The sequence below is a fragment of the Kitasatospora sp. NPDC059146 genome, assembly GCF_042786665.1.
GTDB lineage: Bacteria > Actinomycetota > Actinomycetes > Streptomycetales > Streptomycetaceae > Kitasatospora.
This window is the reverse complement of sequence record NZ_JBHZCY010000003.1, coordinates 82,938-96,438: the sequence shown is the minus strand read 5'-3', so window position 1 is coordinate 96,438 and position 13,501 is coordinate 82,938. Positions and strand designations below refer to the sequence as shown.

The window sequence follows — 13,501 nt, the reverse complement described above, 5'->3', positions numbered from 1 at the left end:
ATCGGCCCTGGAACCGGGGCCGGGCCCTCCGTTCGTCCTAGACCGCCGGCCGGACCTAGGACCGGGACCCGGGGGCCCACTCCCCCTCCCCCTCCCCCCGACGGGAGATCGGCCAGGGTGGCCTGCACCCCCGGCGGGAGGTCAGCCCCCGGCCGCCCAGCCGGACGGGTCGTCCCAGGCGGCGAGCGTGCGGCGGCTCTCGAAGCGGCGCTCCCGACCGGTCAGCGGGTCGGTGAACTCGACCGTCGAGGCCAGCAGTTGCAGTGGTCGGCGGAAGTCGTCCGGGGCCGGTTCGGGCAGCACCACCGGGTACACCGGGTCACCGAGGATCGGCACTCCGAGGCCGCTCATGTGCAGCCGCAGCTGGTGGGTGCGCCCGCTGAGCGGCTGCAGCCCGTAGCAGGCGAGGCCGTCGCGGCGCTCCAGCAGCTCGATCCGGCTCTCGCTGTTCGGCGGCGCGTCGAGCTCCCGGGCGGCGATCACCCCGCGCTCCTTGACGATGTGGCTGCGCACCGTGCGCGGCAGTGCCAGGTCCGGGTCGTACGGCGCGATCGCCCGGTACTCCTTGCGCACCTGCCGGTCGCGGAAGAGCGTCTGGTAGGCGCCGCGGTCCTCGGGGCGGACCACGAACATGGCCAGGCCCGCGGTGAGCCGGTCGATCCGGTGGGCGGGGCTGAGCGCGGGCAGGTCGAGGGCGTGCCGCAACCGGCAGAGCGCCGTCTCGATGACGTGCCGGCCGCGCGGGGTGGTGGCCAGGAAGTGCGGCTTGTCGACCACCACCAGGTGCTCGTCGCGGTGCAGCACCACCAGCTCGAAGGGGACGGGCACCTCCGCCGGGAGGTCCCGGTAGAACCACAGGTGCGCGCCGGGACGAAACGGTTCGTCGGGGGCGATCGGGCCCTGCTCGCCGACGATCTCGCCCGCGCGCAGCGCCGCGTCGATCCGCGCCGCCGCCACCGCGGGCAGCCGCTCGACCAGGTGCTCCCGGACGGTCGGCCAGTCGCCCTCCAGGGGCAGCCGCAGGTGCACCGGGTCCACGCCAAGGCGCTGCGGGAGGGGGGAGGCCGGGCGGCGGTTCTTGCGTCTCATCTCCCGGCCCAGCCTAGGCCCTGCCGGACAGGGCCCGGTGCGCGCCCCGTCCGCCCCGGCGGTGAGGTGCCGGGAGGGTCCGAGCACCGGCACGCCGCCGGTGCGCCCCCGCGCCGAGGTGCTGACCCGGGGCAGGGCGGGGAAAGTGGTTCGAAGGCCCTCGGGCCTGTCTCCTGGATTCCGGCGGACCCGGCAAGGATCCAAAGGATCCAAAGGATCCAGGGGACAGGCCCTGGGGCCTGGAGCTTCCCGACCACTGGAGGAGAACGCGTGAGCGCCGACGGCCCGGACGGGCTTCCGCCGCTGCACCTGCCACGGCGGACCCGGCTGCTGCTGTACGGCGCCCTCGTCCTGCTGGTCGCCGCGGTGGTGGCCGCCCTGGCCCTCGGCCCCGGAGCGACCCTGTCCCCGTTGCTCGCGGTGGCCCCGGTGCTCTTCGGGGCCACCACCCGCAAGGCCCGGGTGCCGCTGCTGGTCGGCGCGGCGGCGCTGCTGGCGGTCGGCGCGCTGGAGTCCGACAACACCCAGCTGCCGCTCTCGGTGCGGATCAGCGTGCCGGTCACGGTGCTGGCGGCGACCCTGGCCAGTGCCGCCAGCGTGGTGCTGGTGGCGGCCCGGGAGCGGCAGCTGTACCAGGTCCGGACGGTGGCCGAGGCCGCCCAGCGGGCCCTGCTGCGGCCGCCCGCCGAACGGATCGGGCCGCTGCGGCTGGCCGTGCGGTACGTCGCGGCGACCGCCGAGGCCCGGATCGGCGGGGACCTGTACGCCGTGGTGGAGACCCGCTTCGGAGTGCGGATCCTGCTGGGCGACGTCCAGGGCCACGGGCTCCCGGCGGTGGAGACGGCCGCCGACGTGCTGGGGGTGTTCCGGGAGGCGGCCCGCACCGAGCCCGACCCCGGGCGGCTCGCCGAGCGGCTGGACGCGGCGCTCACCGCGCGGCCGGGCGACGGCCGGTTCGCCACCGCGCTGCTGCTGGACGTGCCGGCCGGCCGGGAACCGGTGCGGGTGGTGAACTGCGGCCACCCGCCCCCGCTGCTGCGCCGGGCGGGCCGGGTCGAGGAGCTGGCGCCGACCGTCCCCGCGCCGCCGTTGGGCCTGCGCGAGCTGACCGGGGAGGACTACTCGGCCAGCCGCTTCGAACCGGGCCCGGGCGACCTGTTGCTGCTGCACACCGACGGGGTGTCCGAGGCCCGGGACTCCGGGGGCCGGTTCTACCCGCTGGCGGAGCGGCTGCCCGGACTGCACGGCAGCAGCCCCGCCGACCTGCTGGACGCCGTGCTGGCGGACGTCCGGGGCTGGGTCGGGGACGCCGGGCTGGCGGACGACGCGGCGCTGCTGGCGCTGCGCTGGGACCACTGAGGCACGGGCGCCGGAAGTACGGGAGCGCGGGAGGCCGCTGGCGGACGCGATTGTCAGTGCCGTGTGCAACGCTTCACACACGGTCGCCGGAAGTCGACCGTACGGGTCGGAGTACGTGCCGGGCGGCGCGTGTCGACGGCGTGTGAGGACCGACGAGGGGAGCGTGCCATGGCCGAGGCGAGCGGGTCGTTCGAGGTGACGGCGTTCGAGCCGGTGGAGACGGAGCAGCGCGAGGGCGCGGCGTTCGGGCGGGTGCGGATCGCCAAGACCTTCACGGGTGGGCTGAGCGGTCGCGGCGAGGTGCGGATGCTGTCCGTCGGCGACGCTTCGGGCGGGCCGGCCTCGTACGTCGCGGTGGAGCACGTGACGGGCGAACTGGACGGACGCAAGGGCTCGTTCGTGCTGCAGCACGCGGCCTGGGATGCCACCGGTGTGACGATACGCGTGGTGCCGGGCACGGGGGCGGGCGAGCTCGCCGGGATCACCGGCGAGTTCCGGCTGGCCGTCGACGCGTCCGGCGCCCACACCTACGTGCTGGCCTACGAGCTGGGCTGACGGCCGGCGCACCGGCCCGGACCGGTGACAGTCGGGGTCGGGGCCGGTGCGGTCCGGCCCCGTGTCCGCTCAGAGGATGGGCTGGGTCGCCTCCAGGCGCTGGATCGCGGTCCGGACGGCCGTCGCGAAGCTCCAGAACAAGGGCAGCGTGTTGGCCGCCCGGTCGGCCCGGGTGTTCTTGCCGGGGGCGAACATCGCGACCCGCAGCTCGGTGGTCAGCTCCAACTGGGCGCCCGCGCCGAGCATGCTGCGGTTGCAGATGTTCTCCGGGGAGATGCCGGCGATCTCCTCCTCGCCCGAGGCGGTGACGGCGCGGATGCCCGCTGCGCCGAACTCCTCCATCAGGTACTGGCGGAAGGTGGAGTTCAGCCCGCCGACCAGCACGGCCCGGGCACCCGCCTCCAGACCTGCCTGGCCGGTGGTGCAGCCGTGCAGCGAGAGCACGTTGAGGCTGCCGGAGCACATCGCCCGGACCACGGTGTCGTCGCAGTGAGTCGAGGTGACGTGCAGCGCGCTGTTGTTGGAGGGGCGCAGGCCCTCGAACATCCAGAAGTCGTGGACCGGCCCGGCGGCCGGGATCGGGGCGAGGTCGGCGGGGTGGTAGCCGGCGACGGCCAGGCACAGCTCGGAGGTGCCGCCCTCGATGCCGCCGCCGTGCGGGGCGACGACGGTGGTCCGGATGAAGGCCGGACGGCCCTGCGGGCTCTGGTCGTCGATCAGGTGCCGGCGGTAGCGGCGGCCGTAGTCGACGCCCTCGACCAGGCTGGGGTCGGCGTACAGCGCGGTGTTGGAGGGGTACTGGTCGGCGGCGCTCGCGGGGGTGCTGCCCACGGCGGCGCCGAGGGTGCTGAGGGCCGGGGCCGCGGCGAGCGCGGCGATCAGGGTACGACGGTTGATCACGTTCGGGATCATGACAGGAGGTGGGGCATCGGTAAAGTCGACGCAAAGCAACGATCAAGTCTGCACCCGATTGCGGCGGGGGCGGCCTGAACGTGTGACACGGGCTCCGCGGACGCGCGCCGCGACCACCGGGCCTACCTCCACGCTGTCACGATGATGCGATCAGTGCACGATCGGCATCAGAGGGTGGCACATGCCCGGTACCGCAACAGGCTCTGCAGCAACGGCGGCCACGATGGCGGCCCGCACGCCGGCGTCGGTCGAGGAGGTGGCCGGACGGCTGCGGGAGATCGCGGCGGCCCTGCCCCTGGCGGACGGGGTGGCGGTGTTCAACCGCCTCTACCTCACCGTCACGGAGGCGGTCCGCGACCGGCTCGCGGACGGGTACTTCACCGACCCGCCCGCGGTGGCCGAGCTGGACGCGCTGTTCGCCGGGCGGTACCTGCTGGCTGTGGCCGCCGACGCGGCCGGGCAGGAGCCGCCCGCCTGCTGGCGGCCGCTGTTCGCGCTGCGCGCCCACCCGGGCGTGCACCCGCTGCAGTTCGCGCTGGCCGGGATGAACGCCCACATCCAGCACGACCTGCCGCTCGCGGTGGTGGAGCTGTGCCGCCGCCGGGACTGCGCACCGGCCGGGGTCGAGCAGGACTACCACCGGATCAACGGGGTGCTGGCCGAGGTGGAGGCGGTGGTCCGGGAGCAGCTGCTGCCCGGGTCCGAGCTGCCCGGGTGCGCCGAACCGCTCACCCACCTGCTCGGCGCCTGGTCGGTCGAGGCCGCCCGGGAAGGGGCCTGGTCCGCCGTCCAGGCGCTCTGGGAACTGCGCGGGCTCCCGACCGCCGCCCAGGCCTTCGCCACCATGCTGGACGGCTCCGTCGGGCTGCTCGGCCACGCGCTGCTGCTCCCGCTGGTGCCGTACGGCGATTACGGCGACCACGGCGACCGCAGCGCCCACGACCGTGCCGGACGCACCGCGCTCGCAGCGGACGCCGAGCGGCACGAGGGCGGGGCGGGCCCCGGAACGGCCGCGGCCGCCCGGCTCCCCGAAGCGAGGAACCGGACGGCCGACGGTACGGACGCGGACGGGCCCAACCGGCTCGGCGAACCCGCCGGGCCGATCAGCCCAGCGGGCGCCGCAGGCTGACCAGGCCGGGCAGCCGGGCGAGACCGGGCAGCCGGATCAGGCCCAGCTGGAGTGCAGCGGCTTGCCCTCGGCGTAGCCGGCCGCGCTCTGGATGCCCACGATCGCCTTCTCGTGGAACTCCTCCAGGGTGTTGGCGCCCGCGTAGGTGCAGGAGCTGCGCACGCCGGCCACGATCGAGTCGATCAGGTCCTCGACGCCCGGGCGGGCCGGGTCGAGGAACATCCGGGAGTGCGAGATGCCCTCCTCGAACAGCGCCTTGCGGGCCCGGTCGTAGGAGGAGTCCTGGGCGGTGCGGTTGCTGACCGCGCGGGCCGAGGCCATGCCGAAGCTCTCCTTGTACTGGCGGCCGTCGGCGGCGGTCTGGAGGTCGCCCGGGGACTCGTAGGTCCCGGCGAACCAGGAGCCGATCATCACGTTGGAGGCGCCGGCGGCCAGCGCCATGGCGACGTCGCGCGGGTGGCGCACGCCGCCGTCGGCCCAGACGTGCTTGCCGAGCCGGCGGGCCTCGGCGGCGCACTCCAGGACGGCGGAGAACTGCGGCCGGCCGACGCCGGTCATCATCCGGGTGGTGCACATCGCGCCGGGGCCGACACCGACCTTGAGGATGTCCGCGCCCGCCTCGACCAGGTCGCGGACACCGGCGGCGGAGACCACGTTGCCGGCCACGATCGGGATCTGCGGGTCCAGGCCGCGCACGGCGCGCAGCGCGCTGATCATGCTCTCCTGGTGGCCGTGCGCGGTGTCGACGACGAGCACGTCGGCGCCGGCGTCGATGAGCGCCTTGGCCTTGCCCGCGACGTCGCCGTTGATGCCGACGGTGGCGGCGATCCGCAGCTTGCCGTTCGCGTCGACGGCCGGGGTGTACAGGGTGGCGCGCAGCGCGTTCCTGCGGGTCAGCAGGCCGACCAGCTTGCCCTCGCCGTCGACGACGGGGGCGAGCTTGCGGTGCGCCTCGGTGAGCTTGTCGAAGGCGGTGCGCGGGTCGAGGCCCTCGTCGAGCAGCAGCAGGTCGCGGGACATCACGTCGGCGAGGCTGGTGAAGCGGTCGACGCCCTGGCAGTCGGAGTCGGTGACCACGCCGACGGGCTTGCCGTCCTCGACCACCACGAGGGCGCCGTGGGCGCGCTTGGGCAGCAGCGAGAGGGCCTCGGCGACGGTGGCGCCGGGCGCGAGGGTGATCGCGGTGTCGACCACCAGGTGGCGCTGCTTGACCCAGGAGATGACCTCGGCGATGACCTCGGTGGGGATGTCCTGGGGGATGGCGACCAGGCCGCCGCGGCGGGCGACGGTCTCGGCCATCCGGCGGCCGGCGATGGCGGTCATGTTGGCGACGACCAGCGGGATGGTGGTGCCGGTGCCGTCGTTCGAGGAGAGGTCGACGGCCTGCCGGGAGCCCACGGAGGAACGGCTGGGGACCATGAAGACGTCGTCGTACGTCAGGTCGTACGAGGGCTTGAGGTCGTTCAGGAAGCGCATGAAGGGGGCTCTCCGGCTGGGGGAAGGTACACCTCGGGTGCGGTTGCGGCGATGCCGCCGGGGCGCACTCGGGCGCCCGGCACCCAGCATTCGATTCTCCGTGAGGGTGGGGACAAAAGCCAGTTCGAACACCATTGCTGGGTGTGCACACAAAGCATGATCAATGCTCCGCGCGTAGACATGTGCGATCCTCCAAAGCCCGGCGGGGCCGGGCTCCCGCTTCCGGCTTTCGCCCCGGCCGGGGCCACTCCCGTAGCATTCAGGCGGTAACGGCGGGGCGATCGGGAAAGCAGCGGGCGTGAGCATCGAGCAGATGGACATCGAGCAGGGTCAAGGCGAGGAGGAGATCGACTACGGTCCGGGCCTCGCCCCCGAGCGGCTGCGGCTCTGCCTGGAGGTGCTCGCCGAGCTCGACGAGCTGCACGTCGACCACCCGGACGCGATCACCGTGCGCCAGGCCGTCGGCGGCATATTCCGGACGCTCAAGCAGCGCCGCCGCCAGGAGACCCGGGCCCGCAAGACGGCCAACGACCGCGAGGTCACCGCCCGCACCGCCACCGGCGCACCGACCCGGATCGACGACGAGACGGCCGGCGCCTTCGGCCTGACCACCGTCACCACGACCGAGATCGCCGGCATCCTGGAGCGCCCGCGCTCCTGCTACACCTGCAAGACCCGGTACGTCGAGGTCGACGCGTTCTACCACAACCTGTGCCAGAAGTGCGCCCTCCTGAACCGGTCCCGCCGGGACGCCCGGGCCGACCTCACCGGCAAGCGCGCGCTGCTCACCGGCGGCCGGGCCAAGATCGGGATGTACATCGCGCTGATGCTGCTGCGCGACGGCGCCCACACCACCATCACCACCCGCTTCCCCAACGACGCGATCCGCCGCTTCACGGCGATGCCGGACAGCGCCGACTGGATCCACCGGCTCAAGATCATCGGCATCGACCTGCGCGACCCCGCCCAGGTGATGGCCCTGGCCGACGAGGTCGCCGCCGACGGCCCGCTGGACATCCTGATCAACAACGCCGCGCAGACCGTCCGCCGCCCGCCGGAGTCCTACCGCGAGCTGGTCAACGCCGAGTCCGCGCCGCTGCCCGCCGGCGCACTGCCGCAGGCCACCACGATCGGCCGCTTCAACAGCGGCAGCGTCGACCTGCCCGCCCTCCCCCAGCAGGCGGGCGGCGGCGAGCAGCGGCTGGCCGCCGAGGACGTCACCTCGCTCGCGCTGGTCACCGGCTCCGCCACCCCGGCCCGGATCGAGGCCGGAACGGCGATCGACGCCGGCGGCCTGGTGCCCGACCTCGCGCCCACCAACAGCTGGGTGCAGACCGTCAGCGAGGTGGGCCCGGTCGAGCTGCTGGAGGTCCAGCTCTGCAACTCCACCGCGCCGTTCATCCTGATCAGCCGACTGCGCCCGGCGATGGCCGCCTCCGCGTCCCGCCGCAAGTACGTGGTCAACGTCTCCGCCATGGAGGGCGTGTTCCAGCGCGGCTACAAGGGCGCCGGCCACCCGCACACCAACATGGCCAAGGCCGCGCTGAACATGCTGACCCGCACCAGCGCCCAGGAGATGTTCGAGTCCGACGGCATCCTGATGACCGCCGTCGACACCGGCTGGATCACCGACGAGCGGCCGCACCCGGACAAGATGCGCCTCGCGGACGAGGGCTTCCACGCCCCGCTCGACCTGGTCGACGGCGCGGCCCGGGTGTACGACCCGATCGTGCGCGGCGAGGCCGGCGAGGACCTGTACGGCTGCTTCCTCAAGGACTACGAGCGCGGCAACTGGTAGGCCCCGCACGGGTGGGCACCACGACGGCAGGCCCGACACCGGCAGGCCCGACATCGGCAGGCACCACGAGGGAGGACGCGAGTTGACCACCGCACCCACCGGACCCGTCGTACCCACCGGACCCGTCGCACCGATGCTGGGCGCCGGGGTCATCGTGCCCACCGGCGACGGCCGGGTGCTGATCGGCCGCCGCACCACGGCCGGTGAGCCGCCGACCTGGAGCCTGCCCGGCGGCAAGGTCGACCCGGGCGAGTCCTTCGAGCGGACCGCGGCCCGCGAACTGGCCGAGGAGACCGGGATCGTGCTGCCGGCCGAGCACATGCGGGTGCTCGCCGTACACCTGGACCACGAGCTCGGCCGGCCCCGGCTGACCGCCGCCGTGCTGGCGCCGCCGAGCCTGGCCGAGGCCGTGGTCACCGAGCCGCACGCGTGCGCCGGGTGGGAGCGCTTCCCGGTGGACGCGCTGCCGGAGCCGATGTTCTACCCGTCCGCGCTGGTGCTCGGCAGCTGGCTGCCGCGGTACGCCCCGGCGGTGCGGGCCGCGACGCACGGCTACCCCGTCGCCCGCTGAGAGCGCGGACGACGGGGCAACAGCGCAGAAGGGCCACCGGCGGGATGGTCAACTCGCCGACGGCGCTCAGCCGTTGCGGGCGGCCTCCGGTCCGGTGATCCGCCGCAGCAGCGGCAGGGTCGAGGCGATGATGCCCAGCGAGGCGGCCAGGCCGAAGCCGGTCAGTCCGTAGTACGTCAGGCCCGGCGAGACCAGGGCGTAGTCCATCTGGGACTTGAGGAACATCGCCGCCGCCGCGAAGCCCGTCCCGATCGCGAGCGCCGAGACCACCAGCAGCGGCAGCGCGCTCTCCAGTCCGACCACCCGGCGCAGCAGCCGCAGCGGCGCGCCGCTCAGCCGGAGCATCGCGAACGGCCTTCTGCGGTCGGACAGTCCGGCGACCACGCTCACCGCGAGGCTGCACCCGGCGACCGGCAGGGTGGTCAGCAGCACCACGTTCGCCAGCTGCCGCCAGCCCTGGAGCTTCTTCTGCCCTTCGGCGGAGAAGTCGTCGGCCATCCTGGTCACGTACGCCGGGAACGCCTCGGTGAACAGGGTCCGCAGCTGCTCCTTGGCCGCCGGGGAGTCGTCGGTGGTCGCGTAGACGATGAACACCGGGAGGGCGGCGGCCTCCTCGGCGGAGAGCGGCGCCGCCGGCCACTCCTTCTCCGGGTGCGCCTGGAGGTCCAGGACGCCGTTCCGGTCGACGGCCGCGACCACGGCCCCGGGGGCGCAGTGGCCGACGGCGGGGATCTGCGCCAGTTCCGAGCAGCGGACCAGGACGGGCACGATCCGTTCCCGGCCGTACTGCGACGCGCCGATCCCGGCGGGGTTGTCGTGCAGCAGTGCCATCCCCTCGAAGCCCGGGACGGCCCGGGCCCGCGCGAGCACCCCGTCGGGCACCGAGGGGAGCGCGGCGGATCGCTCCGGGCCGAGCAGCGGGGTGGCCACGACCGCCTTGCGGACCTCGGGAGCGCCGTCGAGCGAGCCCCGGTTCACGTTGATGGTGCTCATGATGCCCAGGGTCGCGGTGGTCACGAACAGCGCCAGCACCAGGCCGGCGACCGAGCGGAAGCCCGCCCTCGGGTCGTCCGACAGACGGCGCATCGCGATCAGCGAGGCGGGCCGACCCGTCCGCCGGGCCACCGCCCGGGCGGTCGCCATGGTGAGCCAGGGACCGGCGATCACCAGGCCGAGCATGACCAGGACGAAGCCGCTCAGGTACGCCAGCGACTGGCCGTCAGTGGTCTTCGGATGGTCGCCGACGAAGTAGCCCAGCTCGGCGAGACCGGCCACCAGCGGTGCCAGCCGCCACGGGCTCGGCGGCTTCGGGGTGACCCGGCGGGAGACCCCGAGCGGCGAGACGGTGACCCGGCGCAGGGCGAACCGGGCGGCGAGCGCGGCCGCCAGCGGCACACCCACCGCCGCACCGACGGCCTGCGGCAGGCTCAGGGAGAGATCGGCGGCGAAGAACCGGTCACCGGTGAACGGCACGTCGGCCACCAGCGGCTTCAACGCGAAGTACAGGCCGAACCCGAGCACCGTGCCGGCCGCCGCCGCCACCGCGGACTCCACCGCCGAGATCACCGACACCTGGCCCGGCGTGGCCCCCACCAGCCGCATCGCGGCGTAGCGCTGCTCGCGGGTGGCGGCGGACAGCCGGGTGGCGGTGCCGATGAAGATCAGCACCGGGAAGATCAGCGCGGCGGCCACCACGGTGAGCACCAGGACGAGTGCGTCGCCGTGCACACCCGCGCCGTAGCAGTCGTACTCGCAGTCGGTGGGCAGCGTGGTGGCGATGCTGGTGACGGTGGTGGCCCGGGGCATCGCCCGGACCTCGTCGGCGGTGCGGCCGATGACCACCGCGAGGGTGTCCGGGGAGGGCAGCGCGTCCTCGCCGAGGGTGCCGACCTGGCGGCCCGGGAAGCGGTCGCCCAGTTCGACGGCCGGGGTCTCGCGCAGCAGCTTCGCGAGCGCCGGGGAGGCGTAGTACTCGCCCGGCGCGGGAAGCCGGCTCAGTCCGGGCACCAGCGGCGGGTGGGGACCGGTCGGGGCGAGTTCGGCCCGGAAGACGCTCGCCCCCCGGTAGTAGTCCATCCGCGCGTGCCACCAGAGCGGGTCCGCCGGGGCCGCCGCGGTCGCCCCCTTGGCACCCGTGTTCATCCAGGCCTGCCGGGCGTTGGTGCGGTCGATCGCGTTGATGCTGGAGAGCACCGACAGCAGCAGCCCGACCCCGATCGCCACCGCCGCCGCGATCATCAGCAGCCGGGCCACGGCCTCCCGGCCGCCGCTGACGGCCAGTCGGAGCGCGAAGCGGATCACGGGGCCACCGGCCCGGCGGAGAGCGTACGGGCCTGGCCGTCGCGGACGATCGCCTCGCGGTCGGCGTAGGCGGCGACCCGCGGTTCGTGGGTGACCAGGATGACGGTGGTGCCCTGCTCGCGGGCCGCGCCGACCATCAGTTCCATCACCTGCTCGCCGGTCAGCGAGTCCAGCGCGCCGGTCGGCTCGTCGGCGAACAGCACCCGCGGTCGGGCCACCAACCCCCGGGCCAGCGCCACGCGTTGGGCCTGGCCGCCGGAGAGCTCACCGGAGCGGCGCTGCTCCAGGCCGTCCAGGCCGAGCCGGGCGAACCAGGGGCGGGCCTGGGCCAGCGCCGCGCCACGGCGGACGCCGTTCAGCAGCAGCGGCAGGGCCACGTTCTCCTCGGCCGTCAACTCCGGTACCAGCTGGCCGAACTGGAAGACGAAGCCGAACGTGTCGCGGCGCAGGGCACTGCGCTGTGCCTCGTTCATGCGGTCCAGGCGCTGCCCCTCGAACAGCACCTCGCCGGCGTCGGGCACCAGGATGCCGGCCAGGCAGTGGAGTAACGTCGACTTGCCCGAGCCGCTGGGGCCCATGACGGCGAGCACCTCGCCGGCCCCGACGGACAGGCTCGCCCCGCGCAGGGCGGGCGTCTCACCGAAGGCGAGGGCGAGGTCGCGGGCCTCGATGACCGCGGTCATCCGCGCACCTCCGCGGCGAGCGCGTCCAGCCGGGCGGCGGTGAGGTCGATCCAGCGCAGGTCGGCCTCCAGGTGGAACAGGCCGTGGTCGGCGAGCAGGGCGTCCACCAGGGCGCCGGTGCGGCGCAGTTCGGTGAGTTCGCGCATCCGGCGCAGGTGGGCGCTGCGCTGGGTGTCCAGGTACAGCTCGGCGTCGCGGCCGAGCAGCAGGGCCAGCACCACCTTGGTGAACAGCACGGACTGCAGGGTGGGTTCGGGGGCGACCGGCTCCTGGAGCCAGGTCTCGAACTCGGTCGCCCCGGTCTCGGTGATGACGTAGCGCTTGCGCTCGGGCCCGTCGCCCGGCTCGGCCTCACCGGCCATCACCTTGCCGTCGCGGGCCAGTCGGCCGAGGGTCGCGTAGACCTGGCCGTACGGGAGGGGCTTGCCCCGGCCGAAGAAGGAGTCGTAGTCGCGCTTGAGGTCGTAGCCGTGGCTCGGCTCCCGCTCCAGCAGGCCGAGGAGGGTCAAAGGAACACTCATGCGGAGGACCATACACCCCGGATATACACCGAGTGTATATCCGGCGAGAACAAGCCGCTGACCTGGTGGAACGTCAACTCCTCGACAGGGGCGGGCAGGAGGCGGCCCCACGACCGCCCCCTGCGCCGCACCACGGCCCGGCACCCCCACGGTCACCGGACCGGGGCCGCACCCAGGCACGGAGGGCGCGGCCGGACTCCAGCCTGCCCGGCCCGGCGGTCGCTGCCGAGGGCCGAACGTCCCGGGTGGACCGGGCCCGGCCAGGGCGAATCGGGTCGAACCGGGACGGCCGGCACCAGGAGCGAACCCCGGTCTTGTGCGAGGGGGGCGGTCGGGTGGAGATTGGGTAACGAAACCCCGTACGCGCCCGCGTCCTTGAGGAGATCCCGCGTGTCCAGCACACCCCGCCCGGCCAGGTCGGCGTCGCTCCCGCAGCGAACCGGCCGTCAGCTGCGGCGGGCCTTCGGTGCCCGGCACGAACCGTTGGCCCGCCCGCTCGACCGGTCCCGCGCCCGCGCCTGGCTGCTCACCGTCGTCGGCGGGCTGCTGGCCACCGCCCTCTCCGTCGGCGGCGCACTGCTGCTCTTCCGCGCCACCGCCCCGCAGGCCGACACCGACCTGACCCGGCTGCACCGGATCGACGCCGTGGTGACCGCCGAACCCAACCGCAGCACGGCTCCCACCAGCCGGTTCTCCGGCGGCTACGGCAACCGGATCGAGGTCGAGGCCGCCTGGACCTACCCCGGGGCCACCCCGCACACCGGCACCGTCGAGGCCTCCGGCCCACCAACCGTCGGCGGCGTCGTCCAGGTCTGGGTCGATCCGGCCGGCAACGCCACCGATCCGCCGCTCGACCGCACCGCCCTCGCCGTCTCCGCGGCCTGCACCGGCGCCGGTGCACTGCTCGCCCTGTCCGCCCTGATCGCCTTCGCGCTGCGGCTGCGCCTGAGCGCGCTCAACCGCCGGGCCGAGACCGGCTGGACCGCCGAGTGGGCCCGGCTGGAGCCGCTCTGGAGCGGCCGCGCCGGGCACCGCCGGGAGGAGTGAAAGGGGCCCGGCCTCGAACGCGACCGTCCGTCTGTCCGTCCGTCCGGGGAGGTGGGCAGC

Annotated in this window: 12 protein-coding genes; 6 read left to right on the top strand and 6 right to left on the bottom strand. The window is 74.3% G+C overall.

Annotated elements, in window-relative coordinates:
* Positions 1–141: 141 nt before the first annotated feature.
* Positions 142–1,089 carry an RluA family pseudouridine synthase gene (locus ACFXPX_RS02095; RefSeq protein ID WP_380639234.1) on the bottom strand — a complete coding sequence of 316 codons (948 nt, stop codon included), beginning with the start codon at positions 1,087–1,089 and terminating at the stop codon, positions 142–144.
* Positions 1,090–1,359: 270 nt separating this feature from the next.
* Here ACFXPX_RS02095 and ACFXPX_RS02090 point away from each other — a divergent pair, with 270 nt between their 5' ends.
* Both ACFXPX_RS02090 and ACFXPX_RS02085 read left to right on the top strand, forming a co-directional pair.
* The gene (locus ACFXPX_RS02090) at positions 1,360–2,448 is read left to right on the top strand and encodes a PP2C family protein-serine/threonine phosphatase (protein ID WP_375883867.1); all 1,089 of its coding nucleotides are present in this window, start codon (positions 1,360–1,362) and stop codon (positions 2,446–2,448) included.
* A 168-nt stretch (positions 2,449–2,616) separates the two neighbouring features.
* On the top strand, positions 2,617–3,003 hold the full coding sequence (locus tag ACFXPX_RS02085) for a DUF3224 domain-containing protein (protein ID WP_380639232.1): 387 nt from the start codon (positions 2,617–2,619) through the stop codon (positions 3,001–3,003).
* A 69-nt stretch (positions 3,004–3,072) separates the two neighbouring features.
* On the opposite strand, the gene ACFXPX_RS02080 is transcribed toward ACFXPX_RS02085, so the two are convergent.
* Positions 3,073–3,915, bottom strand: a complete 843-nt coding sequence (locus ACFXPX_RS02080) for a poly-gamma-glutamate hydrolase family protein (RefSeq protein WP_380587924.1) — start codon at positions 3,913–3,915, stop codon at positions 3,073–3,075.
* A gap of 223 nt (positions 3,916–4,138) precedes the next feature.
* On the opposite strand from ACFXPX_RS02080, the gene ACFXPX_RS02075 reads away from it, so the two are divergent.
* Entirely contained in the window at positions 4,139–5,044 is a 906-nt protein-coding gene (locus ACFXPX_RS02075) for a DUF5995 family protein (RefSeq protein WP_380639231.1), read from the top strand.
* A gap of 36 nt (positions 5,045–5,080) precedes the next feature.
* Here ACFXPX_RS02075 and ACFXPX_RS02070 read toward each other — a convergent pair whose 3' ends face one another.
* Complete coding sequence (locus ACFXPX_RS02070) at positions 5,081–6,520, bottom strand: GuaB1 family IMP dehydrogenase-related protein (RefSeq protein WP_380521440.1); 1,440 nt, start codon at positions 6,518–6,520, stop codon at positions 5,081–5,083.
* 313 nt (positions 6,521–6,833) lie between these two features.
* Here ACFXPX_RS02070 and ACFXPX_RS02065 point away from each other — a divergent pair, with 313 nt between their 5' ends.
* Positions 6,834–8,318, top strand: a complete 1,485-nt coding sequence (locus ACFXPX_RS02065) for an SDR family NAD(P)-dependent oxidoreductase (protein WP_375884028.1) — start codon at positions 6,834–6,836, stop codon at positions 8,316–8,318.
* Between the two features lie 82 nt (positions 8,319–8,400).
* Positions 8,401–8,889: an NUDIX hydrolase gene (locus ACFXPX_RS02060; protein WP_375883855.1), complete on the top strand. Its 489-nt coding sequence runs from the start codon at positions 8,401–8,403 to the stop codon at positions 8,887–8,889.
* Between the two features lie 66 nt (positions 8,890–8,955).
* Here ACFXPX_RS02060 and ACFXPX_RS02055 read toward each other — a convergent pair whose 3' ends face one another.
* The 3 genes from ACFXPX_RS02055 to ACFXPX_RS02045 are packed head-to-tail and all read right to left on the bottom strand — an operon-like array spanning position 8,956 to position 12,394.
* Entirely contained in the window at positions 8,956–11,190 is a 2,235-nt protein-coding gene (locus tag ACFXPX_RS02055) for an FtsX-like permease family protein (protein WP_380521443.1), read from the bottom strand.
* Positions 11,187–11,873 (bottom strand): ABC transporter ATP-binding protein, encoded by a 687-nt coding sequence (locus ACFXPX_RS02050; protein WP_375883850.1) that lies wholly within the window; start codon positions 11,871–11,873, stop codon positions 11,187–11,189. Before ACFXPX_RS02050 ends, ACFXPX_RS02055 begins: the two co-directional genes overlap by 4 nt.
* Positions 11,870–12,394, bottom strand: coding sequence for a helix-turn-helix transcriptional regulator (locus ACFXPX_RS02045; protein WP_375883847.1), 525 nt, complete (start codon positions 12,392–12,394; stop codon positions 11,870–11,872). The genes ACFXPX_RS02050 and ACFXPX_RS02045 overlap by 4 nt, the downstream gene beginning before the upstream one ends.
* Positions 12,395–12,784: 390 nt before the next feature.
* Here ACFXPX_RS02045 and ACFXPX_RS02040 point away from each other — a divergent pair, with 390 nt between their 5' ends.
* Entirely contained in the window at positions 12,785–13,441 is a 657-nt protein-coding gene (locus ACFXPX_RS02040; RefSeq protein ID WP_380639229.1) for a hypothetical protein, read from the top strand.
* The last annotated feature ends 60 nt before the right edge of the window (positions 13,442–13,501 follow it).